The organism is Kribbella sp. NPDC051952 (assembly GCF_040680855.1).
Taxonomy (GTDB): Bacteria; Actinomycetota; Actinomycetes; order Propionibacteriales; family Kribbellaceae; genus Kribbella.
Map to the genome: position 1 here is coordinate 1 of NZ_JBFAXQ010000033.1, position 23,436 is coordinate 23,436.

The 23,436-nt window shown below is 66.9% G+C and carries 27 protein-coding genes; 14 read left to right on the forward strand and 13 right to left on the reverse strand.

The features are described from left to right. Positions 1 to 468: 468 nt before the first annotated feature. Together AB0L70_RS36740 and AB0L70_RS36745 are read right to left on the reverse strand one after the other, a co-directional pair. Positions 469 to 1,161, reverse strand: coding sequence for a GAF and ANTAR domain-containing protein (locus tag AB0L70_RS36740; RefSeq protein WP_363691462.1), 693 nt, complete (start codon positions 1,159 to 1,161; stop codon positions 469 to 471). A 70-nt stretch (positions 1,162 to 1,231) separates the two neighbouring features. Next, positions 1,232 to 1,549, reverse strand: a complete 318-nt coding sequence (locus tag AB0L70_RS36745; protein WP_363691464.1) for a MerR family transcriptional regulator — start codon at positions 1,547 to 1,549, stop codon at positions 1,232 to 1,234. A 158-nt stretch (positions 1,550 to 1,707) separates the two neighbouring features. Here AB0L70_RS36745 and AB0L70_RS36750 point away from each other — a divergent pair, with 158 nt between their 5' ends. The 5 genes from AB0L70_RS36750 (at position 1,708) to AB0L70_RS36770 (ending at position 3,837) form a co-directional block, all read left to right on the forward strand. Then, positions 1,708 to 1,935 carry a hypothetical protein gene (locus AB0L70_RS36750; RefSeq protein ID WP_363691465.1) on the forward strand — a complete coding sequence of 76 codons (228 nt, stop codon included), beginning with the start codon at positions 1,708 to 1,710 and terminating at the stop codon, positions 1,933 to 1,935. A gap of 89 nt (positions 1,936 to 2,024) precedes the next feature. Next, positions 2,025 to 2,225 carry a DUF3072 domain-containing protein gene (locus AB0L70_RS36755; protein ID WP_363691466.1) on the forward strand — a complete coding sequence of 67 codons (201 nt, stop codon included), beginning with the start codon at positions 2,025 to 2,027 and terminating at the stop codon, positions 2,223 to 2,225. Positions 2,226 to 2,316: 91 nt separating this feature from the next. Beyond that, a complete protein-coding gene (locus AB0L70_RS36760) occupies positions 2,317 to 2,871 on the forward strand; it encodes a CGNR zinc finger domain-containing protein (RefSeq protein WP_363691467.1) in 555 nt (184 codons plus the stop codon). Then, positions 2,868 to 3,578, forward strand: a complete 711-nt coding sequence (locus AB0L70_RS36765; RefSeq protein ID WP_363691468.1) for an AzlC family ABC transporter permease — start codon at positions 2,868 to 2,870, stop codon at positions 3,576 to 3,578. The genes AB0L70_RS36760 and AB0L70_RS36765 overlap by 4 nt, the downstream gene beginning before the upstream one ends. Next, complete coding sequence (locus tag AB0L70_RS36770; protein WP_363691469.1) at positions 3,538 to 3,837, forward strand: AzlD domain-containing protein; 300 nt, start codon at positions 3,538 to 3,540, stop codon at positions 3,835 to 3,837. Before AB0L70_RS36765 ends, AB0L70_RS36770 begins: the two co-directional genes overlap by 41 nt. Here the strand turns inward: AB0L70_RS36770 and AB0L70_RS36775 are convergent. After that, positions 3,834 to 4,604 (reverse strand): maleylpyruvate isomerase family mycothiol-dependent enzyme, encoded by a 771-nt coding sequence (locus AB0L70_RS36775; protein ID WP_363691470.1) that lies wholly within the window; start codon positions 4,602 to 4,604, stop codon positions 3,834 to 3,836. The two genes, AB0L70_RS36770 and AB0L70_RS36775, sit on opposite strands and share 4 nt — an antisense overlap. A 105-nt stretch (positions 4,605 to 4,709) precedes the next feature. Here AB0L70_RS36775 and AB0L70_RS36780 point away from each other — a divergent pair, with 105 nt between their 5' ends. Further along, positions 4,710 to 5,828: an FAD-dependent oxidoreductase gene (locus AB0L70_RS36780; RefSeq protein WP_363691472.1), complete on the forward strand. Its 1,119-nt coding sequence runs from the start codon at positions 4,710 to 4,712 to the stop codon at positions 5,826 to 5,828. Between the two features lie 3 nt (positions 5,829 to 5,831). On the opposite strand, the gene AB0L70_RS36785 is transcribed toward AB0L70_RS36780, so the two are convergent. Continuing rightward, positions 5,832 to 7,052: an ROK family transcriptional regulator gene (locus AB0L70_RS36785; protein WP_363691473.1), complete on the reverse strand. Its 1,221-nt coding sequence runs from the start codon at positions 7,050 to 7,052 to the stop codon at positions 5,832 to 5,834. Between the two features lie 157 nt (positions 7,053 to 7,209). On the opposite strand from AB0L70_RS36785, the gene AB0L70_RS36790 reads away from it, so the two are divergent. The 7 genes from AB0L70_RS36790 to AB0L70_RS36820 are packed head-to-tail and all read left to right on the forward strand — an operon-like array spanning position 7,210 to position 13,820. Then, complete coding sequence (locus tag AB0L70_RS36790) at positions 7,210 to 8,592, forward strand: sugar ABC transporter substrate-binding protein (RefSeq protein ID WP_363691474.1); 1,383 nt, start codon at positions 7,210 to 7,212, stop codon at positions 8,590 to 8,592. Then, positions 8,592 to 9,485, forward strand: coding sequence for a sugar ABC transporter permease (locus AB0L70_RS36795; protein WP_363691475.1), 894 nt, complete (start codon positions 8,592 to 8,594; stop codon positions 9,483 to 9,485). Before AB0L70_RS36790 ends, AB0L70_RS36795 begins: the two co-directional genes overlap by 1 nt. Beyond that, positions 9,482 to 10,375 (forward strand): carbohydrate ABC transporter permease, encoded by an 894-nt coding sequence (locus tag AB0L70_RS36800; RefSeq protein WP_363691476.1) that lies wholly within the window; start codon positions 9,482 to 9,484, stop codon positions 10,373 to 10,375. The genes AB0L70_RS36795 and AB0L70_RS36800 overlap by 4 nt, the downstream gene beginning before the upstream one ends. A gap of 1 nt (position 10,376) precedes the next feature. Beyond that, positions 10,377 to 10,694 carry an EthD family reductase gene (locus AB0L70_RS36805; RefSeq protein WP_363691477.1) on the forward strand — a complete coding sequence of 106 codons (318 nt, stop codon included), beginning with the start codon at positions 10,377 to 10,379 and terminating at the stop codon, positions 10,692 to 10,694. After that, positions 10,691 to 11,776, forward strand: a complete 1,086-nt coding sequence (locus AB0L70_RS36810) for a Gfo/Idh/MocA family oxidoreductase (protein WP_363691478.1) — start codon at positions 10,691 to 10,693, stop codon at positions 11,774 to 11,776. Before AB0L70_RS36805 ends, AB0L70_RS36810 begins: the two co-directional genes overlap by 4 nt. Continuing rightward, complete coding sequence (locus AB0L70_RS36815; RefSeq protein ID WP_363691479.1) at positions 11,776 to 12,987, forward strand: Tm-1-like ATP-binding domain-containing protein; 1,212 nt, start codon at positions 11,776 to 11,778, stop codon at positions 12,985 to 12,987. Before AB0L70_RS36810 ends, AB0L70_RS36815 begins: the two co-directional genes overlap by 1 nt. After that, entirely contained in the window at positions 12,984 to 13,820 is an 837-nt protein-coding gene (locus AB0L70_RS36820; RefSeq protein ID WP_363691480.1) for a phosphoenolpyruvate hydrolase family protein, read from the forward strand. The genes AB0L70_RS36815 and AB0L70_RS36820 overlap by 4 nt, the downstream gene beginning before the upstream one ends. Before the next feature lie 16 nt (positions 13,821 to 13,836). On the opposite strand, the gene AB0L70_RS36825 is transcribed toward AB0L70_RS36820, so the two are convergent. The 9 genes from AB0L70_RS36825 to AB0L70_RS36865 are packed head-to-tail and all read right to left on the reverse strand — an operon-like array spanning position 13,837 to position 22,439. Beyond that, entirely contained in the window at positions 13,837 to 14,310 is a 474-nt protein-coding gene (locus AB0L70_RS36825) for a nuclear transport factor 2 family protein (protein ID WP_363691481.1), read from the reverse strand. An 11-nt stretch (positions 14,311 to 14,321) separates the two neighbouring features. Next, the gene (locus tag AB0L70_RS36830) at positions 14,322 to 15,104 is read right to left on the reverse strand and encodes a fumarylacetoacetate hydrolase family protein (RefSeq protein ID WP_363691482.1); all 783 of its coding nucleotides are present in this window, start codon (positions 15,102 to 15,104) and stop codon (positions 14,322 to 14,324) included. 2 nt (positions 15,105 to 15,106) lie between these two features. Beyond that, the gene (locus tag AB0L70_RS36835; RefSeq protein ID WP_363691483.1) at positions 15,107 to 16,204 is read right to left on the reverse strand and encodes a mandelate racemase/muconate lactonizing enzyme family protein; all 1,098 of its coding nucleotides are present in this window, start codon (positions 16,202 to 16,204) and stop codon (positions 15,107 to 15,109) included. Further along, positions 16,201 to 17,001: an aldolase/citrate lyase family protein gene (locus tag AB0L70_RS36840; protein WP_363691484.1), complete on the reverse strand. Its 801-nt coding sequence runs from the start codon at positions 16,999 to 17,001 to the stop codon at positions 16,201 to 16,203. The genes AB0L70_RS36835 and AB0L70_RS36840 overlap by 4 nt, the downstream gene beginning before the upstream one ends. Continuing rightward, on the reverse strand, positions 16,998 to 18,224 hold the full coding sequence (locus AB0L70_RS36845) for a glycoside hydrolase family 172 protein (RefSeq protein ID WP_363691485.1): 1,227 nt from the start codon (positions 18,222 to 18,224) through the stop codon (positions 16,998 to 17,000). Before AB0L70_RS36845 ends, AB0L70_RS36840 begins: the two co-directional genes overlap by 4 nt. Then, the gene (locus AB0L70_RS36850; RefSeq protein WP_363691486.1) at positions 18,225 to 19,208 is read right to left on the reverse strand and encodes an aldo/keto reductase; all 984 of its coding nucleotides are present in this window, start codon (positions 19,206 to 19,208) and stop codon (positions 18,225 to 18,227) included. Further along, positions 19,205 to 20,539, reverse strand: a complete 1,335-nt coding sequence (locus AB0L70_RS36855) for a sugar ABC transporter substrate-binding protein (RefSeq protein WP_363691487.1) — start codon at positions 20,537 to 20,539, stop codon at positions 19,205 to 19,207. Before AB0L70_RS36855 ends, AB0L70_RS36850 begins: the two co-directional genes overlap by 4 nt. 35 nt (positions 20,540 to 20,574) lie before the next feature. Continuing rightward, positions 20,575 to 21,453, reverse strand: coding sequence for a carbohydrate ABC transporter permease (locus tag AB0L70_RS36860; RefSeq protein WP_363691488.1), 879 nt, complete (start codon positions 21,451 to 21,453; stop codon positions 20,575 to 20,577). Further along, on the reverse strand, positions 21,453 to 22,439 hold the full coding sequence (locus AB0L70_RS36865; protein ID WP_363691489.1) for a sugar ABC transporter permease: 987 nt from the start codon (positions 22,437 to 22,439) through the stop codon (positions 21,453 to 21,455). The genes AB0L70_RS36860 and AB0L70_RS36865 overlap by 1 nt, the downstream gene beginning before the upstream one ends. Before the next feature lie 224 nt (positions 22,440 to 22,663). On the opposite strand from AB0L70_RS36865, the gene AB0L70_RS36870 reads away from it, so the two are divergent. Beyond that, on the forward strand, positions 22,664 to 23,380 hold the full coding sequence (locus tag AB0L70_RS36870) for a GntR family transcriptional regulator (protein ID WP_363691491.1): 717 nt from the start codon (positions 22,664 to 22,666) through the stop codon (positions 23,378 to 23,380). The last annotated feature ends 56 nt before the right edge of the window (positions 23,381 to 23,436 follow it).

A 23,436-nucleotide genomic window follows, 5' to 3' on the forward strand; every position in this document is an offset into this window, starting at 1 on the left:
GCCAGAGCGGTCAGCAACTCCCGCCCGATCAGCTCCGAACTCGACTTCGCCGGCGACTTCTTCAGCGAACAACTCAGCACCAGCGCCCGTAAGGTCGTCATCTATCGAATCCCCATCCCGATCAGAAGCAGTGCGGCCCGAGCGGCAGCCGGGTGGCCGGGGCCGGATCTCCTCCCCTCAGTAGCCATTCGCCAATGGCCAGAAACCTGGCGCTCAGCAGTTCGCGGCAGGAGTCGGCCGGCGCCGGCGGGTTCGGCGTACCGGGCTCGCCTGGCGGTGCCGGGCAGCGGCTCGGATCGGGCGGGGAAATAGCACGCCTCGTGGGGAGAGGGTCGCGCGACCCGGCGCCCCGATCGAGCTGGCCGGTTGTTGGGGACCGACCGCCAGGCGAACATTTGCCACGGTATGCCTATTACGGAGTGAGCCAGTCCGGAATACCCCGATCGACCGCTTACCGGACAGGTCCGCTCAGCGGGGGAGTTTTCGGGTGTTGACCAGCTGGTTCGCGACGTCGCGGAGTTTGGTGTTGGTGTCCTGGGAGTAGCGGCGCAGGACGGCGAACGCCTGATCGGCGTCGAGGTCGAAGCGTTCCATCAGGATTCCCATCGCCTGTCCGACCAGCTTGCGGGCATCCACCGCCTGCGTCATCGCGACCTCGTGCCGGGCCGTGGCGACTGCGACCGAGGCGTGCCGGGCCAGGATGTGCGCGATCGCCTCGTCGTCGAAGGAGAACGCGTCCGGATGGTCGTTGTACAACGAGAGGACGCCGATGGTCCGGTCGCCGGCAGTCATCGGGACATGCAGCGCACTTCCGATCCCGGCCTCCGCGGCTGCGGTCTGCCAGTGTGGCCAGCGGTTGTCGGTCGCCACGTCGGGCACGGCGATCGTGATGCCGGTCAACGCGGCCAGAGTCGGACCGTGAGCTGCCGCGATCTCTACGCCGTACATGGTGTCGACGGCCGGATCGGTGACGACTCCGATCTCGGCGCGGCCACTGCGGACCGCCAGTACGACGCCTGCATGAGTGCAGTTCTCCGCCTTGAGCGCGAACTGGACCACCGCCTCGAGGGTCTCGTCCACCCCAGGAGCGTCGTGTAGGTCGATCGCCAACTGCGCGTACATCCCCGCGTCGGATGTGTTGGCGGGATCCAACAGCGTCATCTCGGTCTCCAAGCGAAATGTGGTTGGTGCGTGCGGAACCCCGGTTGGCCGATCCCCCCGTACCGTGGTGTTAGTTCTCGCCGCGCATCTCTTCGTTGATGCGTAGGGCTTCGGCGAGCTGATCTTCCAGGATGATGATTCGACAGGCCGCCTCGAGTGCGGTGCCCTCGTCGACGAGTTCACGAGCTCTGGTGGCCAGACGCAACTGGTACCGCGAGTAGCGGCGATGACCACCGTCAGAACGCTGCGGGGTGATCAGCTTGACCTCGTCCAGGCTCCGTAGGAACCCCGGCGTGGTGCCGATCATCTCCGCTGCCCGCCCCATCGTGAAGGCGGGGTAGTCGTCATCGTCGAAACTGGCAGGCCCGGTCTCCCGGTCTGAGCTCATCAAATCTCCGTACTCGGTCACAATGTCCTTCACTCTCAACACGAGAAACTCTACCCAAGCCGCGACCGAATATCTACCCCCATCACAGTAGATATTTCTGCCCGGGCAGATCCGGCCGAAGCTGACTCGCGGGAGGGTGGCGTGGGTACCTGAGGGGGATGGGTTTCCAGTGTGGTGACGAGGTTGCGGCTGCGATCGACCTCGGCGGGTTCTGGCAGGGAAAGATCCCGGCCGGCACCCCCGGCGTGATCGACGAGATCGACGAAACGGACGGGTCGCCGGTCTACACAGTGACGTTCACCATCGAGCAGGAGGACCTGCTCACCCCCCACCGAACGACGGTGACTGGGCTGACCGCTACCGAGCTCTCCGGTGGAGCCGGGTAACCGAGGCGCGCTGACTCACGAAGGTGATTGGTGCTCGGCATTCCTGGGTACCGGCCGGACAATAGAGCATCTGTTCGAGGGAGGAAATCATGGATGTGCACCCGGTGCCGGAGAAGGATCCCGCTGACTGGGCCACGGGGGACGAGCCGATGACCGGCCCGCAGGCGTCGTACCTCGGGACCCTCGCCCAAGAGGCGGGAGTCGAGACTCCGGGCGAGTTGACCAAGGCGGAGGCGTCCAGGCTGATCGACGAACTGCAGGCCAAGACAGGTCGAAGCAACCAGACCTGAGATCTCGCTGCCATCAATCACGAGCCGCTCACCGCTCTAACAGCCAAAAGGGCTAATGGCTGTTAGAGTGGGGTGCTGGAGGTGGTTGCGGGTGGTGTATCGGCCGGAGTTGATCGGTGGGCAGCTGGCGCTGGATCTGGTGAATACGGTGGCGTGGCGGTTCGATCCGGCGCGGGTTGTCGATCGGTTCGACGAGCTGGCGAACGTGGAGAGTTGGCTGGTCGCTGCCGGTGTGATCACGGATCGGGCGGTGGTGACGCGACGGTTGCGCGACGAGCTGGTGGCTGCGCGAGGTGTCGCGTTCGACGTACTTGGACCTCTCGCGGTCGGGGATCGGCCGGACCACACCGCGATCGATGCGCTGCACGGACTCATCTCCGAGGTCGTCGGGTCGGCAACCATCGACCTGCTTCCGTTCGGGTGGCGAGCCGATGATCCGGCCGGCGTGGTCCGGCTGGCGGTGTGGCGGCTGTTCGAGGATGAGGATCTGAGCCGCCTGCGTCGGTGCGCGGATGACGGTTGTGGCTGGTTGTTCCTGGATCGGAGCAAGAACGGCTCGCGGCGGTGGTGCAGTTCGGGTGACTGTGGCAACCGGGCTCGCGCTCGACGGCACTACCAGCGGAGCCGAGACGGAGCGACAGCATGACCGGGGCTACGCGGCGGTCGTTCACCCAAGGGCTTCGGCTCGGCGTCGGGCCGGCGCTCGCGACCGGCGTACTGGCGCTGAACTTCGGCGCCGAAGCGCGGGCACGAGGCTGGGGGACCGTCGTACCGGTGTTCTTCTCTGCGTTCGCGTTCACCGGCTCGGCCCAGTTCACGTTGCTCAGTTCGTTGTCTGGGGCAACGGTTCTGGCGGCGATCGTCGCGGCGATGGTGATCAACGTGCGCTATCTGGTGATGAGCGTGGCGATCACGCCGAGCCTGCACGGAAGCCGGCTGGCCCGCATGCTCCAGGCGCAGGCGATCGTCGACGCCTCGTTCGTGGCCGCGCACGACGAGGGCGATCGGTACGACGTCTGGCGGATGATCGGAGTCAGCGTCCCGCAATGGATCTTCTGGACCGGAGGCACCGCCGTCGGCGTGCTGGCCGCTCCGTCACCGGATCTCATGCACAAGCTGGGCCTCGATGTGGCGTTCCCGGCGTTCTTCATCGTCCTACTGATCGAGGAAGTACGCCGATCCCGCCGCGCAGTCGCTGCATGTCTGCTCGGAGCGGTGATCGCCGCCGGTCTGTTGTTCGTCACCAGCCCCAGCTACGCCTTGCTCGGCGCGGCTGCGGCCACCCTGATCGGCCTGATCGGAAGGAGATCTGATGAAGCTGTGGCTGTGCGTACTGGCGGTCAGCGCCGCTAACTGGTTGATGAAAGCCGCCGGCCCACTCGTACTCGGGAAGCGGAAGCTGCCGCCGGCCGTGGTCCGTGTCACCCAGCTGACTGCTCCGGCGCTGCTCGCCGGACTCATCGTCACGGACCTCGGCGGCCGCACGATCGACTGGACCCAACTCGTCGGCGTAGGCGTTGCCGGCGTACTCAATCTCCTGCGAGTGCCGATCCTGCCGGCCGCGGCAGCAGGCGTCGCCGCCACGGCCCTCGTCCGCCTGGTATCGGCCTAGTAGCCCGGGAAGACCTTGCGGAGGTCGTCCAGGGTGACGTTGCCGGTCACGGTTACGCCGGCGGCGTGGTCGGCGCCGAGCCGTCCGGTCAACAGCCGTGCCACGGCCTCTGCGGGACCCTCGAAGGTCGCCGTCGGTTCGTCGAAGGTGTCGGTCACGGTGACCGCGTCGGCGATCTTGATGCCGCCGCCCGGGATCGCCAGGCGGACCTCCTGCTCGACCTGATCCGCCTTGCCGGAGAAGCCGAGCAGAAAGGCCAGTGGTCCCTGCAGGAGTTCGATGAGCAGCTCGGCCGAGGCCGCATCCACGGTGGCCGACGGGTCGACCCCGACGCGTACGTCCCAGCCGTGGTTGGCGACCTCACTGACCCGCATGCCGAGTGCGACCAGCAGAGGTACCGGCTCGGGCATGAAGCCCAGGTCGACCCGGAGCTCGCGCTGCTCGGCATCCAGTGCTTCGACGGTGTCGACGTACGCCGCGTCGTGTTTGACGAACTCGGCCGCCTGGTCGACCGGAGGCAAGGCGTTCCACCGGTCCCAGATCGCCTGGTTGTCCTCGGCGTCGACCTGCTCGCCGGCGGCGATCGCGATGGGTTTGCGGTTGATCTCGGCACCACTTCCGAGGTGCGAGAGCGCATCCGCGACGGTCCACTCCGCCGCCCCACTCCGCCCCTTCAACTGTTCCTCGGACAAGGTCGACACCAGTGCGGCGAGGGTGTCGTGGTTGGAGCGCAGGACCGCGATGGCGCGGTCGACAAGTGTGGTCATACCGGACTGCAACCGCCCGGCCTGCGGCTTTCTTCCGGCTGACGAGGATCTGGCGCGAACGCAGCCGGCAGAGGATTGTGGGTGACCCGCACCTCAGGAGGCACGATGCCGGAGCTGTTGATCGTCGGTGCGGGGCCGTACGCGTACTCCGCGGCCGCCTTTGCCCGGGACAACGGAATCGAGACCCACCTCGTCGGCCGCCCGATGGCCTTCTGGCGCGATCACATGCCGGCCGAGATGTTCCTGCGTTCAGGCCCCGACTGGCATCTCGACGCACGCGGCGAGGACACGTTCGAGGCCTTCTTCGAGGACCGGGGGACGCTACCCGAAGACCCGATCCCGAGGTCGGTCTTCCTCGACTACACCGACTGGTTCCGCGCACGAAAGGGCCTCGATCCGGACGACCGCCTCGTGACCGACCTGACCAAGCCGGCCGCGAGCTTCGTGGCCACGCTGGCCGACGGTACGACGATCACGGCGGAGAAGGTACTCGCGGCACCCGGTGTCGGCTACTTCCACAACCTGCCGGAGTGGTACGCCGGCATCCCTCCGGATCGCCGGTCGCATACCCGCGATCTGGTCTCCTTCGACTCACTCGCCGGCGCCCGGGTCGTCGTCATCGGCGGCCGGCAAAGCGCCTATGAATGGGCGGCGTTGCTGTGTGACCACGCCGTCGAGCACGTGGACGTGGTGCATCGCCACAGCACGCCGAAGTTCGCCAAGGTGAGCTGGAGCTTCGTCGACCAGTACGTCGAGCAGACGCTGACCCACCGTGGATGGTGGCGAGGACTTCCGCTCGACCAGCAGCGAGCGATCGCCGCCGAGTTCTGGCAGGTCGGCCGGCTCACCCTCGAACCGTGGCTCGTGCCGCGGCTCACCGATGCCGTGACCAGTCATCCGGGCTGCGCGGTGGTCGACACGGCGGTCAGCGAACACGACGTGAGGCTGACGCTCTCCGAGGGCAAGGCGCTGTCAGCCGATCACGTGCTCTTCGCTTCCGGGTACCGAGCCGACCTTGCCCGCGTGCCCTACCTGAGCGGTGTCCTCGGTCGAGTCTCGGTCAGCGAGGGATTCCCCAATCTGACCGAGGGCCTCGAGACCTCCCTGCCCGGCCTCTACCTGACCGGATTCGCCGCGACTCGCGACTTCGGCCCCTTCTACGGCTTCACCAAGGGCTGCCCTTCAGCCGCCCACATCGCGATCACCGACATGCTGTCCCACTGACCTTCACGAGGAGGGTTGCTGGGTCAGGAGGTAGGAGTCGACGGCGGTGGGGCGGAGGGCGTGTTCGACGACCATCATGGCGGCGCCGTACAGGCCTGCGTCGGCGCCCATGGTGGCCGGTTCGATCCGGATGTCGCCGGCCGGGCCGGACTGGGCGGAGCGGGCGATGCTCTCGCGGATCCCGGCGATCAACTGTTCCTCGGCCTCGGCCAGGTAGCCCCACAGGCTGATCACCGCAGGGTTGAGCAGGTTGACGACACCGGCGAGCACCTCGCCGATATCCCGGCCTGCCATCCGTACGGCGTGACCGGCCTCGACGTGACCGGATCGGGCCAGCGCGGCAACGGCTCGGGCATTGGGTGCGTCGACCCCGTTCGCTCGCAGCCGCCGAGCCAGCGCGCCACCGCTCGCAACCGCGTTGAGGCAGCCGAGATTGCCACAGCTGCAGGGCTCCTCGGAGGCACCGACCCGCGTGTGCCCGATCTCGCCGGCGAGTCCCGACGTACCCTGCACGACCGTTCCGTTGACGACGACGCCGCACCCGATCACGGTGCCGACCTTGAGGCTGATGAGGACCTCGATGTCGTCGGCGCGGGTGCAGTGCTCGCCGAACGCGAGCAGGTTGACGTCGTGGTCGACGAAGATCGGGACCGGGAGCCAGTTCGACAGCTCGGCGCAGACGGCCTCGCTCGACCAGTCGGCGTCGCCGGCGTGCGGGGCCAGCTCGATCTTGGCCGGCATTCCGACGCCGATCCCGTGCACCTGCGCCGGATCCGTACCGAGATCCCGGAGGGTCTCGTCGAAGCTGGTGGTGACCAGTTCGAGGACGGCGGCCGGACCTGTGGTCAGGTCGATGTCGATCATCTTGCTGGTGAGGATCTCGCCGGCCAGGTCGGTGACGGCCAGCCGCACGCCGGAGATGCCTAGCTGCGCGGCGAGCGTGACACCGGACCGAGGGTTGAAGCTGAGCGTCGAGGCCGGTCGGCCGCGGGATCCCACGGAGGCCGCCGCGTCGAGCGTGAGCATGCCGGAGGCAAGGAGAACCTCGACCCGGTCGTTGACCGTCGACCGGGCGACGCCGAGCTGATCGGCCAGTTGGCCGGTCGTCCGCGCCTGGCCGTGCCGCACCAGCTCGAGGATCTCGCCTGCCCGCACGATGCGGGACGGCGACAGCCGACGCCGGCCGGCCTGGACCTGCCCGGCCTGGACCTGCTCAGTGCTCATCCGCATCCCCTCAGAACCAGAAGCCGACAGCGTACGACGAGCCAATTATGCCATCGATCTCCACCTTTCTGTTGACGGTCGACATTAAAGCTCCTACGCTCGCCGAAAAGCCTCCCGGCGGGTCCCGCCCGCCGCTCCAGGAACCGAGGAGCTCGCGATGACCAGTTCAGGATTGACCCGGAGACAAGTCCTGCTCCGGACCGGCGGTGCCGCCGTCGCCGCCGGACTGGGCCCGGCCCTGCTGGCCGGCTGCGGCGGATCGGATGACGCCGGCGGGAGCTCCGGCCCGCTCACGTTCATGTACTGGGGATCGGCCTTCGAGAAGAAGGCGATCGACGAGATGCTGAAGAAGTACGCCAAGGAGCACGACGGCGCGAAGGTCGACCCGATGTTCGTGCCGGTGTCGAACTACCCGACCAAGGTGTCCAGCCTGGTCGCCGCCAACACGCCCCCTGATCTCGGGTACCTCGGTACGTCGCAGATGTACGACCTGGCGCAGAAGGACCTGATCCTCAACCTGTTCCCGTACCTGGACAAGTACCCGGACCTGAAGGACCGGTTGCCGAGCAGCTACTTCTGGTACGGCAAGGACAAGCTGGCCGCCAACCAGCTCGCGATGGGCGTGCAGATCCTCTACTACAACACCGATGCCTTCAAGGCGGCCGGTGTCGACCCGGCGCCGTTCACCGCGGAGACGGCGTGGAGCTGGGACGACTTCGTCCATGCCGCCGACAAGCTGACCGTCGACCAGAACGGCAAGCACCCGTCGGAGGACGGATTCGACAGCGGCAAGGTGAAGCAGTTCGGCACCATCGCGCCCTTCGGCGGCGGTGGGTTGTACAGCCTGCTGCGGTCCAACGGCGCCGACGTCGTGAACGAGACCGGTACGACGTTCGCACTCGACTCGGCCGCGGCGATCGACGTACTGAAGAAGATCCAGGACCTGATCTACGTCCACCGGGTCGCCCCGACGCCGGCTCAGCTCGGCAAGAACGCACCGACCACCGCCGTGCAGTTGCAGACCAAGCGGGTCGGGATGGTGATCGACGGGAACTGGCAGATGCTCGACCTGATGGAGAGCAAGGTGCCGTTCGGCGTCGCCGTACTGCCCAAGTTCCAGGAGTCGCTCACGATGACCGGTGGCGCGGCGGGCGCGATCTTCGCGAAGTCGAAGCACCCGGAGGAAGCGATCGAGCTGTACCTCTACTACAACGACCCCGCACACGTCGACCTGTTCAAGGACGGGCTGTGGGCGCCGCTGCAGAAGAAGTACTACACGGACCAGGCGGAGATCGACAAATGGGTGCTGAAGGACAAGTACCCGCCGAACTTCCAGTCCGCCGTCGTCGAGGCCACGCTCAAGCACGGCGTGACCGACTGGGGTCAGCAGATGAAGAACTCCGAGCGGATCCATCAGGTGCTCGATCCCGCGATCGAGCAGATCAGCCTGAACAAGGGCGCCCCGGTCGACATCGTGAAGGCGCTGAAGCCGAAGATGCAGGCGCTGCTGCAGGGCAAGTGGCCCGTCCAGGAGCTGTGATGGCGAGCCCGATGAAGCAGGAGGCGCGCTGGGGCGTGCTGATGGCGCTGCCCGCGATCATCGGCTTCGTCGCGTTCACCTTCCTGCCGATGATCGCCTCCGCGGTGATCAGCCTGACCGACTGGACCATCGGTGCGACGCCGAAGTTCATCGGTTTCGCCAACTACAAAAGGATGTTCACGGCCGACGACAGCTTTTTCAAGTCGTTGTGGGCGACGCTGTACTACACGCTGGGCGCCGTACCCCTGCTGCTGATCGTCGCGTTCGCGGTCGCGTTGTTGCTGAACCAGCCGGTCCGTGGGCAGGCCGTGTTCCGGGTGATCTACTACCTGCCCGCGATCGTGCCGATCGTGGCGAACTCGATGCTGTGGATCTGGCTGTTCAACCCGGACTTCGGTCTGCTGAACACGCTGACCGCCAAGGCCGGGCTGCCCCGTTCGCAGTGGATCTTCGACGAGAGTACGGCGATCCCGTCGCTGATCCTGATGTCCGTGTGGGGCTTCGGCAACGTCGCTGTCATCTTCCTGGCGGGACTGCAGGGCGTGCCGCGTCAGCTCTACGAGGCGATCGCCGTGGACGGCGGCGGGGCGTGGCGGCGGTTCCGGCACATCACGCTGCCGATGATGACACCGACGATCTTCTACAGCCTGGTGACGAGTGTGATCGGGGCACTGCAGGTGTTCGTGCAGGCCGCGGTGATGACCGAAGGCGGGCCGAACGACTCGACGCTGTTCTACATCTACTACCTGTACCGGACCGCGTTCACGAACAACGAGATGGGATACGCCAGTGCGCTGGCGTGGATCCTGTTCCTGGTGATCATGGCGATCACCGTGGTGCTGTTCCGGAACTCGAGCCGCTGGGTCTACTACGAGGCCGGGAGCACCCGATGACCGCCGTACTGGACAAGCCCGAGGTGGTCGCGGCCGTGCCACGGGCGGCGCGGCCGCTGGCACCACGAGGCCTGGGCAAGAAGATCCTGACGTACCTGCTGCTGATCGCCGGTGCGGTGCCGACGTTGCTACCGCTGATCTGGCTGGTCCGCAGCGCGTTGATGGACTCCGGGCAGATCTTCGTCTCGCCACCGCAGTGGATCCCGAAACCGTTTGCCTGGGACAACTTCTCCGGCGCGCTCACCCAGGTGCCGTTCGCGCGGTACTTCCTGAACACCCTGGTGATCGAGGCCGGCGTCCTGGTCGGCACCGTGCTGTCCTGCTCGCTGGCCGCGTTCTCGTTCGCCCGGTTGCGCTGGAAGCACAAGAACCTCGTCTTCGGCATCCTGATGTCCGGCGTGATGCTGCCGTACGCCGTGACGCTGATCCCCACGTTCCTGTTCTGGCAGAAGCTCGGGCTGGTGAACACCTATGTGCCGCTGATCCTGCCGCACTGGTTCGGCACCGGCGTGTTCAACATCTTCCTGCTCCGCCAGTTCTTCCTGTCCATACCGTACGAGCTGGACGAGTCGGCGTACATCGACGGGGCGACGCCGTTCCAGGTGTACTGGCGGATCATCCTGCCGCTGTCGAAACCGGCCCTGGCCGTGGTCGGGGTGTTCACCTTCCTGGGCGTGTGGAACGACTATCTCGGGCCTTTGATCTACTTGAACGACTCGGACAAGTACACGCTGGCGATGGGACTGGCGTCCTTCCAGGGCACCTACACCGCGCAGTGGGGCTATCTGATGGCCGCGGCCGCCGTGGTGCTGCTGCCGATCGTGGTGTTGTTCGCCTTCGCGCAGAAGTACTTCGTCGAAGGCATCGCGCTGACCGGACTGAAAGGCTGACATGTACAAGGTGACCGTCCTGTACGGACCGCCGGACTCCGCGGAAGAGTTCGACCGGTACTACGACGAGACGCACATCCCGCTGGCACAACGGATGACCGGCCTCAAGCGCTGGACCGTGTGCCGGTTCGAGCCCGCACCCGACGGGACGCCGCCGCAGTACCACTACCAGGCGGAGCTCTACACCGACAGTCGCGCCGACCTCGAGCTCGTGCTGGACTCGCAGGCCGGCGTCGAGGCGAACCAGGATCTCGACAACTTCGCCACCGGCGGAGCGGTGTTCCTGTTCGGACCGGAGCGGGAGGTGCCGGTCCGATGAGTGTGGACGTGATCGTCGTCGGCCTCGGCTTCGGTGCCGACTTCGCCCCGATCTATCAGGCCCATCCGGACGTCGGCCGGGTCGCGGTCGTGGACGCGGATCCCGCGCGTACGGCGGAAGTCGCCGACCGGCTCGGGATCACCGAGCGGTTCGCGTCGCTCGAGGACGCGCTGTCCGCGCCAGGGTGGGACGCCGTACACCTGCTCACGCCGGTGCGGTTCCACGCCGAGCAGGTCCAGCAGGTGCTGAAGTCGGGGCGGCACTGTGCCTCCGCGGTGCCGATGGCAACGACCCTGGAGGACCTGGACGCGTTGATCGCGGCCCAGGACGATGCCCAGCGCAACTACATGATGATGGAGACCGCGGTGTACTCGCGGGAGTTCTTCCACGCCAAGGAGTTGCTGGACACCGGGAGGCTCGGCCGGCTCACCTACTTCAAGGGTGATCATCTGCAGAACCTCGACGGCTATCCGGAGTACTGGCGCGGCTACCCGCCGATGCACTACGTCACGCACGCACTCTCGCCGGCCCTCGCGTTGGCGGGCACCCGGGTCGAGTCCGTGCGCTGCCTCGGCTCGAGCCGGCTGACGCCTGATCACATCGGTGTGGCCGGGGACGGATTCGGGACCGAGGCCGGGCTGTTCAAGTTGGCCGGCGATGACTTGGTCGCGAACGTGACGATGTCGTTCTTCCAACTGGGGCGCAGCTACCTCGAAGGCTTCTCGGTGTACGGCGATGAGGGTGCGCTGGAGTGGCCGCAGCTCGAGGGCGGACCGATGAAGGAGTTCAAGCTCGAGCCGCTTCCGGACGGCCGGCGTGGACGGCCCGTGACCGAGGCCGACGTACGACCGGGTGGGGCACCGGAGTTGTTGCCTGAGGCACTCAGACGGTTCACCGACGGCGGTCATGGTGGATCGCACCCGCATCTGGTCCACGAGTTCGTGTCGAGCATTGTCGACAATCGGACGCCGCGGGTCGACGCCCGGACCGCGGCGACGTGGACGGCGCCCGGGATCTGCGCTCACCAATCGGCTCTCCAGGGCGGCGCCGAGATCCAGGTGCCGGACTACAGGGCTCGCTGATGGCTGTCATCGCGCTCGTCGGTGCGCTCGACACGAAGGGAGCGGAGTACGCGTTCCTGGCCGATCGGGTCAGGGCTTTCGGGGCTACTCCGCTCCTGGTCGACGTCGGCGTGCTCGACGTACCGGCGCTGCCGGCGCGGATCGGCCGGGACCTGATCGCGGAGCTCGGCGGTGGATCGCTGGCCGAGCTCCGAGATCGTGGGGACCGGAACGCAGCGATCACGGTGATGGCCCGGGGCGCCGCGTCCGCGCTGGCCGACCTCGCCGCGTCTCGCGATGTCGATGCTGTGCTGGCGGTCGGCGGGTCGAACGCGGCGTACGTGATGGCGGAGATCTGCGCGCGGCTGCCGTTCGGGTTCCCGAAGGTGCTGGTCTCGACCATTGCCGCCGGCGACACCCGGGCGTACGTCCGCGAGGCGGACCTGACCCTGATCTACCCGGTCGTCGACATCAACGGCCTCAACCGGCTCAGCCGGCCCGTCCTCGCCAACGCCGCGCAAGCCTGCGTCGGCATGGCGACGAGCCGGTACGTCGATTCCGACGACGGCCCACCGCTGGTCGGGGTCAGCATGTTCGGGGTGACGACGGACTGCGGCTCGGCCGTGGTCCGAGGGCTTGGCGATCGCGGGTTCGAGGCGCTCACCTTCCATTGCACCGGGGTCGGCGGCCGGACCCTCGAGTCCCTGGTTCGCAACGGCACCATCCGTGGCGTCGCGGACCTGACCACGACCGAGCTCGCCGACGAACTGGCCGGGGGAGTCTGCACGGCCGGGCCGGATCGACTCACGGCTGCGGCCGAGGCCGGCGTACCCCAGGTCGTCAGTGTCGGCGCGCTCGACATGGTCAACTTCCACGACTCCGTGCCCCCGGAGTTCTCCGGGCGGTTGTTCCACCCGCACAACCCGGCCGTGATGCTGATGCGGACCACGGCCGCCGAGTGCGCCGAACTGGGTCGCCGGATCGCGGCTCGGCTCAATCCCTCGACCGCGCCCGTCGCGGTGCTCTTCCCACACCGCGGGCTGTCGCAGCTGTCCGTACCGGGTGGGGTCTTCCACGATCCGGTGGCGGACGAAGCGCTGTACCAGGCTCTGCGCGACGGGCTGCGGCCCGGCATCGAACTGCACGAATTCGACACCGATATCAACGACCCAGCGGTCTCTGCGGCCGCCGTGGATCTGCTGGCCACCTGGCTGGAGAAGGAGACACCGTGAACACACTGACCCGCGCCGAGCTGCTGGACGGTTACCGCCGCAAGGTTGCCGAGGGCCGCCCGATCATCGGCGGTGGCGCCGGGACCGGCCTCTCGGCGAAATGCGCCGAGGCGGCCGGCCTCGACTTCGTGGTGATCTACAACTCCGGCCGCTACCGGATGGCCGGCCGGTCCTCGATGGCAGGCCTGATGCCGTACGGCGATGCCAACGCGATCGTGATGGAGATGGGCACCGAGGTGCTCCCGGTGACCGACCGGCTGCCGGTGATGGCGGGAGTGTGCGGGACCGACCCGTTCCGGGACATCCCGCGTTTTCTCGACCAGGTGAAGGCGACCGGATTCGCCGGCGTACAGAACTATCCGACCGTCTGCCTGTTCGACGGGATGATCCGGGCGAACCTCGAGGAGACCGGACTGGGCTTCTACCGCGAGGTCGAGATGATCGCTGCCGCCCGCGAACGCGACCTGGTCACGCTGGCGTACGTCCACAGTGAGGACGAGGCGACCGCGATGACCGAGGCCGGCGCGGACATCCTCGTCCCGCACATGGGGTTGACCACCTCTGGCATGATCGGCGCGCAAACGGCCCTCAGCCTGGACGACTCGGTCGAGCTCGTCACCCGGCTGCGGGACGCGATCTTCGCCGTCCGCCCCGACGCCCTCGTGGTCTGCCACGGCGGCCCGATCGCCACCCCCGAGGACGCCGGTCACATCCTGGAGAAGGTCGCCGGAATCGTCGGCTTCCTCGGTGCCTCGAGCATGGAACGCCTACCCACCGAGACCGCCATGGTCAACCACATGCGCAGCTTCCAGACCATCCGCCCATCCAGCTAGCGAGCTCCAGATGGGGTCACGCCGGCGGCTTCCGGGTCAGTGGTGAGTGCATCGGGTAGCCGCGCTCGGCGTAGTTGAATCCGCCGAGTTCGAGGCAGTCCAGGTCGGCCGCCTGAGGTGACGCGTAGTACGCACGGATCTCGCGGATGAGCCCGGTCCGCTCGTCGAACAGGTACCACTCGTCGCCTCGCAGCATCTTCTGCTGATAGGTCTTGAAGTGCGTCCACTCGATCACCGCGCGGGCCGAGGCGGGATCGGTCACCAGTTGGTCGATGGTCCAGACCGAGCCGAGGGTCTCGACCGCTTCGACCCACCTGGTGGCCAGGGTCTCGGCGCCGACGAACGGTCCGCGATACATGCCCGGCGGGAAGTAGTGGACGGCGTCGTCGACGAAGCAGGACCGGATCTTCGTCGCGTCGGCCTCGTTGCAGCCGTCGAAGTAGATGCGGATGGTCTGCTCCATCCGCTCGTGCGTGAGCGCTCGCGGCATGCGAGTTCCTTTCAGTTGAAGTGGCAGGAAACGCTGCCCAACGTGGTGAATTCGGCGACGTAGGTCTCGCCGCGCTGTACGGGTGCCGCGCGGCTCATCGAGCCGGACAGCACGTAGTCGCCCGCGCGCAGGGCCCCGCCGTACTCGGCGATCGCATTGGCCAGCCAGGCGACCGCGGTCGCCGGATGCCCGAGTACGGCGGCGCCGTCACCGCGGTCGAACTCGTCACCGTCGCGGAGCAGCCGGACCTGTTCACCGACGAGATCGATCCCGGCGTCGTACGCCGTCGCCGGGCCGAACACGCACCGGGCGCTGCTGCCGTTGTCGGCGACCGTGTCGGCGAACACGATCCGCCAGTCCTGGATCCGGCTGTCGATGATCTCCAGCGCGGGCAGCAGACTCACCGTCGCGCGCAGGACGTCCTCGGCCGTGACGTTCGGCCCGCGCAGGTCCTCGCCGAGTACGAAGGCGATCTCCGGCTCGACCATTGGCGCGATCAAACCCGAGCCGGCGATAGCACCGCCGTCGGGCACGACCATGTCGTCGAACAGCACGCCGTAGTCGGGGGTGGTGATGTCGAACAGCTCCTGGATCGCCTTGCTGGTGCAGCCGATCTTCCGACCGACCAACCGGGCACCGTGCTCTTCTCGGAGACGTACATACTCCTCTTGCACGGCGTACGCCGCAGCGGAGTCCAGATCGGGATGCCGCCCACTCAGCGGCTCGAGTGCAACGGCCTTCTGCTCGGCGAGGTAGATCTCGCGGCCGAGCTCCGCCACTGTCTTCGTGTCCATGGTCAGGCCACCCGGTACTGCGCGAACGCTTCGTCGGTGAACGTGGTCGACGCCCCGGGTGTCTCCGGCACGTAGAACACACCGGACCGGATATCGGCCGGCTCCTGGAAAAGTTCTTGCAGCCAAGGGATGCACTCGATCATCGGAGACCCTGGGTGAGCGACGCCCAGGTGCTGGTGCACCCGCATCATGTCGGCATGGTGCGGTATGACGGGAACGTGGTACGCGTGGGCCAGGTCAGCGACAGCGAGCCACTCGGTGATGCCGCCGACCCGGGTCGCGTCGACCTGAACTATGCCGATGTTGCCGCGGACAATCAGGTCACGGAACGCCGTCCGGGTGTAGACGTGCTCGCCGACGGCGATCGGGATGCTTGTCGCGTCCGCGATCCGGGCGTGTCCCTCGACGTCGTCTGGGTCGATCGGTTCCTCGAGCCAGCCGATGTCGAACTCGGCGAACCGTTCGGCCCAGGCCACCGCCTGGGTCCGGTTCCAGCGCTGGTTGACGTCGATCATCAGGTCGATGTCGGGTCCGAGCGCGTCCCGCACCGCGGCGACGCGGCGCAGGTCCTCGCGCGGATCCGGCAGGCCGATCTTCATCTTGACGCCGTTCCAGCCCTGCTCGACGATCTTCGACATCTCGTCGACCAGCCGGGGAACCTCGAAGTTCAACCAGCCGCCGTCGGTGTTGTACGAGCGCACCTGTCCCTGCTTGTGACCACCGGCGAGCCGCCACAGCGGCAGTCCGCAGGCCTTTGCCTTGAGGTCCCACAGCGCGATGTCGACAGCTGCCAGCGCCATGTGCGTGATGCCGAGACGGCCGACCCAGTGAGCGTCGGACCAGTAGAGCCGGTCCCAGTGCCGTTGGGTGTCGAGTGGATCCTCACCGACCAGAAGCGGTGCGTAGATGCGGTCGATGATGTCCTTGATCGCGAAGTCGCCGTGGGTCAGCGTGCTCGTGTAGCCCGTTCCTTCCAGGCCGTCGTCGGTTCGGATCCGGATTCCCGGCAGTCCCCATTTGTCCGCCTGGTTGAACGCGTCGGTCACCCGCCGCGGAATCGGTGCGTGCAGAACGAACGACTCCACATCGATAATCTTCATCGTGATCGGCCCTCCATGGTCAGGTCGTGAAGCTCTTGCACAGTGCGGCGGAAGCCGGCACCGGCCATCGCGATGTCGGCGGACAGCGCGGCCAGCCGGGCACCCGCGCGCTGCCAGCGAGCGGCGGCGTGCGGTGTCGGGCAGTAGATGCCGGTCCCGACGCCGGCCGTCGCGAGCCGGTCCATCAGGTCATGGACCTTCTCGAGTACGAGCGGATGCTCGGGCTGGCCCGGTAGTCCGAGCGAGGTCGACAGGTCCACCGGGCCGACGAAGACCGCGTCGACACCGGCGACCGCGGCGATCTCGTCGAGGGCGGCGAGGCCGTCCTTTCCCTCCACCATGACGAGAACGGCAACGCCGGCGTTCGCCGTACGGAGGAAGGATTCGTGCCCGTCGTAGCCCGCGGCGCGGACGTACGGGTTGAGGCTGCGGGATCCGTCGGGCGGGAAGCGGGCGGCATCGACCGCGGCGCGGGCGTCGTCGGCGCTCTCGACGTGGGGGAGGACCACTCCGTCCACCCCGCAGTCGAGCACGCGGCCGATGACGGCCGGGCTCCGTTCACCCAACCTGGCCAGGACATGTACGCCGGCACCGTGGCCTGCGGCAACTAGCGCCGGGAGGTCTGCGACCTCGATCGGTCCGTGTTCCAGGTCGACCACGACGCCGTCGAACCCCGCGTTCGCCAGGAGTTCCACCAGTTCCAGGCGCGGGATCAACAGGAACGACATCGTCAACCGGGTGGTGGGATCCGCCAGCGCTTGCCGGAGCGGGCGCCGTGGACCGTCGTCCGCAGTCACGCGAAGGTCTCCAGCAGGCGTTCCGCCACGTCCCAGTCGCCGCGGTAGAACGCCAGGCCGAGTTCGTCGAAGCGCAGCAGACCCAGTGAGTCGCCGTTCTCGCGAGCACGTCTGGCCGTCGCGATCATCCGCTCGTACAGGTCTTCGTGACGCGGGTCGAGTGGCGGCAGCAGATCCGTCCGCGACGGCAGTTCGGGTTGGCGGGTCGCGATCGGGTCCTGGTACCAGTAACCGACCGACGCGTAGCCGTTGGCGAAGTTGTTGGCGTGCCCGTGCTCGATCGTCCACCGGATGTTCTGCTCGAAGCGCAGCGGGTCGTGCACGTACCAGCGGTACATGCCGGTCAGTCCCGCGAAGTCCGGCGACTCGATCATGTGGAACCCGGTGTACGCCGACGAGTACTCGACGTTCGGACAGGCTCCGCCGCCGAAGATCTCCTCCGTACCGGTGCCGTGGATGCTCGGCGGCCAGGTCGCGCCGTCGATGAACACCATGTCGTCGCCCTCGCCGTACCAGCCACCGGCCTTGTTGTTCACCTGCAGGTGCAGGCCGACCATGTGACCTCTGCCTTCGGCCTCGAGTACGACGTAGTTCTCCGCGCCGGTGAGGTTGACCGCATCGTGCAGGGTCTGGTTCGGCTCGTCGCCGATCGCTTCGGTGGTGAGCTCCTGCCGGAACTGGGCGTGGAAGTGCAGCGTGTCGTCCGGCAGCGGCTCGGCGTACGCGTCGTAGTCGACGTGGAACCACAGTGCTCCGTGCGGGCCACCCAGCGTGTGCTCGCCCCGGTTCTCCAGCGTGATCAGCGCGTGCTGGGAGAACGGCATCGGGAAGTAGCAGTTGAGTCCGTGCGAGGGGCCGTAGCCGGGGTTGACTGCCATCATCTGGCTGGAGAACTCCCGGATCCGGGCATGCGAGAGTCCGAAGAAGTCGCCGAGCGGCACCTCGACCGACGGGACGCTCGAACCCTCCCAGTAGCACCGGACGATCGCGTCGCGGTAGTCGGTGATCCGCGGCATGATCATCGCCGCGTAGAAGTGGGTGACGCAGCCCGGGCCGTCGTGCTCGAGCAGCGTGACGGTCTCACCGGCACCGACCGATACCCAGTCGTGGTTGGCCCCGGTCCGGTCCCACGAGCTCGAGCGGCGCGAGTTCGCTCGTACCGGCCGGAGCAAGTGACCGGCCTGCAGGGAGTTGAGGGGATGAGCATTCGCGAGCACAGTCATTCAGATCTCCTCGGGTAGCGGCGCGTCCTCGCGGAGGAGGCGTTCGCGCTTCAGGTCGTGCCAGAGGTCGGCCGGGATGGGGATGTTGAACAGAGCAACGTTCTCCTCGACCTCGGCCGGGGAGCGAGCGCCGGTGAGGACGCTCGCGACCGCAGGATGGCCGAGCGGGAACTGCAGAGCTGCAGCCTTGACGGGAACGTCGTGGCGCGCGCAGACCGCACCGATCCGCCGAGCGCGCTCGACGATCTCGGGCGCGGCATCCGCATAGTTGTAGTAGGCCTGCTGATCGGGATCGATGAGTACGCCGCTGTTGAAGACGCCGCCGGCGATCACCGAGATGCCGCGGTCGGCGCACTCCGGCAACAGGTTGTCGAGGGCACCCTGTTCCAGCAGCGTGTAGCGGCCGGCGAGCAGGAAGCAGTCGAAGGCGTCCGTACGTGCGAACCGGGTGAGCATCTCGGCCTGGTTCATGCCGGCGCCGATGGCGCGGATCCGGCCCGCGGCCTTGAGCTCCTGCAGCGCTCGGAGAGCTCCCTCGACGGCAGTGTCATAGTGGTCATCCGGGTCATGAATGTGGGCGACATCGACACTGTCCAGGCCGAGCCGGCCGAGGCTTTCCTCGTAGGACTGCAGCACGCCGTCGTAGCTGAAGTCGTAGACCGGGTTGACCGGGGGAGTGCCGTGGAACAGCGACGGCTCTTCCGGTTCGACCGACCGCAGCAGCCGGCCGACCTTCGTCGTGACCACGAACTCCTCGCGCGGAAGCTTCGACAGCTTCTGCCCGAGCCAGGTCTCGGACAGACCATGCCCGTACAGCGGAGCCGTGTCGTAGAACCGGATTCCGGCATCCCACGCGGCCTGGATGGTGTCGTCCGCGACAGCCGGATCGGTCCCGTCCGGCCAACCCCCGAGCGGAGCGGTCCCGAGCCCGAGCCGGGGCACGTGTACGTCGGTGTGACCGAGCCGGACCCGTTGTTCGCTCATCGTTGTCTTCCGAGGATCGTGGTCAGCCGCGGGCAGACCTTGTCGACCGCCTGCTGAGCGGTCTCCTGACCCACGACGGCCACCTTGAACTCGTTGTTCCACAGGGTTTGTGCCTCGGCGCCGTTAGCGAACGCCACCGCGGGCTTGCGGTTCGAATCCGTCATCTGGTTGAGGATCGCCTGGTTGTCGGCACGGTGTTTCGCGCCGCCGTAGCTGAGCCACTGCTCGCCCAGCGCGAGGTTCTTCATCGGCGTGATCGAACGGCCGCCGTAGATGTCGAGCCAGCTCTGCAGGCCCTCCTTGCTCGACAGCCACTTCACCAGCGTCCAGGCGTCGTCCTTGCGCTTGGTCGTCGCCGAGATACCCCACATGTCGGTGAACACCGGAATCACCGGTTCCTGACCCTCCGGACCGCGCGGCACGGGCCGCACCGCCCACTCCATGCCCTTCGTCGCGATCAGGCCCGGCCGCAACCACGGTCCGAAGATCCCGAACCCGATCGCCCCACCCAGGAAGGCGGCCTGCTCCGCGTTCTGCGTTCCGAATGAGGCCAGCGCTCCGGGAGTCGGTGCGGCGTTGTCCTTCGTCCTGAGCCCGAAGTAGTAGTCCAGCGCCTCCACGGATTTGGGGTCGGCGAGCTTGCAGTCCTTGCCCTCGTAGACCTCGCCGCCGTTGGTCCACACGAACGGCGACCAGTTCCAGTCGGCGTTCACCAGGATCGTGCCCCACTTGGTGACCTTGGAGCCGGTGTTCAGCTTGGCCGTCAGTTCCTTGGCGGTGGCGCGGTACTGCTCCCAGTTCCAGTCGGCAGGCGGCAGCGGTACGCCGGCCTTGGCGAACAGGGTCGTATTGAGATAGACGATGACGTTGCTCAGGTCCTTCGGCATCCCGTAGAGCTTGTCGTCGAACTTGCTGCCGGTGATCGCCTGCGGCCAGTACGCGGACAGATCAACCTTGTCCTTGGCAACGAGATCGTCCAGCGGAAGCAGGGCCTTGCGGGACGCGAACGACTCGAACTGCCCCGAGTTGAGCATCATCACGTCGGGGGCGGCGCCACCGGCGATCATCTGCTGCAGCTTGGTCGACCCGTACGGCCCGCCGTTGACGATGTTGATGAGCTCGACGCTGATGTTCGGATGCGCGGTCTCGAACTGCTTGAAGAACTTCTGGGTCGCCTTCAGTTCCTCCGCCCCCAGCCAGACGGTGACCTGGAGCTTGCCACCGCCGCCCTGGGCGGCACTTCCACCCGAACTGCAGGCGCTGAGGAGCGCGGCGCCTGACAGTGCCACACCGCCGGCGAGCAGCCCGCGACGGGTCAGTGTCCTTTCCATGAAATCCATCTCCCTTTGCAGGTGTGCGCCGACAGTCAGCGTCCGGCCGTGGCACTGAGTGTGATGCCGCGGACGAAGTACTTCTGGAACGCGAAGAAGACCAGTACGACAGGAACCGTCATGACCGCGGCGTACGCCATCATGAGGTTGTAGTTGATCCGGAAATCGCCCTGGAACAGGTTGACCGCGAGCGACAGCGTCCACTTGTCCTCGGTGTTCAGGTACACCAGCGGCGCGATGAAGTCGTTCCAGTGCGTGAGAACCGACAGGATCGCGACCGTGGCGAGACCGGGCCGCGCCAGCGGGAGCGCGATGCTCCACCAGGTCCGGAGGAATCCTGCGCCGTCGAGCCGGGCCGCGTCCTCGACCTCCACCGGGATGCTCTTGAAGAACTGCCGGAGCAGGAAGATGTAGATCGGATGCCCGAACATCGAGGGGATGATGAGGGGCCAGAGGCTGTTGACCAGGCCGAGATTGCGGAACAGCACGAACTGCGGGATCAGCGTCACGACGTACGGCAGCATGATCGTGCTGAGCACCACCACGAACAGCGCGTCCCGGCCTGGGAAACGCAGCCGGGCGAACGCGTACGCCACCAGCGCCGAGACCATCACGTTGCCCACCAGGGTCACCAGCGTGATGATCATCGTGTTCTGGAAGAACGTCAGCAGCGGCGCGACCTGGAAGATCCGCAGGTAGTTGCCCCACTCAACGGGTTGCGGGAGCCAGCGGACCGGGATGGTGAGTTCCTGCCCGTCGGGCTTCAGTGAGGTGCTGATCGCATACGCCATCGGGACCAGTGCGCAGAGCGCGATGACGGTGAGAGCGACGTACGCCGCTGTGTGCCCTGACAACCTGATCAGCATCCTGCGCCGCCGGCCGTCCGGCGGGGCCGGGATTTCCACCTTCGCCATCACGCGTCTCCTTCGTAGTAGACCCAGCGCCGCGCCAGCCGGAACTGCCCGAGGGTGAGGAACAGGATCACCAGGAACAAGATCCACGACAGCACCGACGCGTAGCCCATCGAGAAGTTCTGGAATCCGGTTTGGTAGATGTAGAGAACGCCCATCAGGGAAGAGTTTCCGGGCCCGCCACCGGTCATCACGTACGGCGGAACGAAGACCTGCAAGGCGCCGATCGTGCCGATGATGAGGTTGAAGAAGATCGTCGGCGACAGCATCGGCAGCGTGATGTGCCAGAACCTCCCGATGATTCCCGCGCCGTCGATCGCGGCGGCCTCGTGCAGGTGGATCGGAATGTTCTGCAGGCCGGCCAGGAAGATGATCATCGCGTTCCCGAACGCCCAGACGCCCATGATGATCAGGGCCGGCTTGACCGTGTGACTGTCGTCGAGCCAGTTCACGCTGCCGATGCCCACCTTGCCGAGCAGTTCGTTGGCCAGGCCGGAGTTCGGGTTGTAGATGATGAACCAGAGAATCGCGGTCGCGACGAACGGGATCTGCGACGGCAGGAACACCGCGGCCCGGTAGACGTTGCGGCCGATGATGTCGAGGTTGAGCAGCAGGGCGACCGCGAGTGCGACCACCAGCTGGAGCGGGACGGTCAACGCGGTGTACATGACGGTGTTCCACAGCGCTTCCCGGAACACGTCGTCGTGCACGAGCCGCGAGAAGTTGCCGAACCCGATCCACTCCGGGCTGGAGATCAGGTCCCACTGGGTGAACATCAGGTACGCCGAGAAGGCCATCGGACCCGCGGTCAGCAGGAGGAACCCGAGCAGCCAGGGGAGGATCGCGGCGTACCCGGTCAGCGCCTCCCGGCGCCGGAGTGTCAGCCATGGAGCACGGCTCGGTGGCGTGGTCGCCGGTGGCGTGGTCGTCGTACGGCGGCTCTTGCTCACCACCGCGGTCGTGCCTGTCTGGCCCTGACGGTCAACCATGACCCAGCACCCGCTCGGCTGCCGAAGTTCCGTGCATCCTATATGGAAGCGGCATGTAGTTCTCCTCAGCTCGATGGAGAAGGTATGGAGGAGGTCGCGCACAGGCTCGATCGAGGAGGGTGTGCGCGGAGTGTGACGTCGGTTGGTCGGTCCGATCATCTTTCGGCCGGGAAGCGGCCCGTTCGGGGTCGCCTGCTTCCGCCGTGTGCGTTACCATATAGGATATGAAAAACGCTGACAAGGGGTCGCGTTCCTCGTTGCGCACGCACCGCCCATCCCGGCAGATCCTCACCGACGGCGCGTACGAGACCGTCAAAGAGCTGATCATGGACAACCAGCTCGAGCCCGGTGAGCGGATCAACATCGAGGAGCTGGCGCGCCAGCTGGAGATCTCCACGACACCGGTGCGCGAGGCACTCGCCCGCCTGGAGTCCGACGGCCTGGTCCGCAAGCGGGCCCTGACCGGCTATGCGGCCGCGCCCTTGCTCAACCTGGCCTCACTTGGTCACTTGTTCGAGATCCGCCGGCTGCTGGAGCCGCACGCGGCCGCCAAGGCGGCGAAGCTCGCGACTGACACCGAGATCGCGAGCCTGCGCGAGATGGTCGCGCTGATGCGGGCCGACGACATCGGCGACGACTACAGCCACTACCGGACGTTCGCGGCCCACGACACCGAGTTCCACGCGCTGGTCGCCCGCTACTCGGGCAACCCGGTGCTGGAGCAGACGTTGGCCGGACTCCATTTCCACTGGCACCTCTACCGGCTCCGCTTCGAGCCCGAGGTAGGCGTGGACACCATCGCCGAACACGCCGACATCGCAACAGCCATCGCCGACCGAGACCCGACGGCCGCAGGCGAGGCCATGCGAGCCCACCTCCAAACCTCCGAACAACGCCTCCTCCCAGTAGCCCAAAGAGAGGCGTCAGCACCCGAAGACTGACCTGAACCGCACCGGGTCATACCGGTGGGGTGCGGGCGGCACGCGCAACGGGTCGT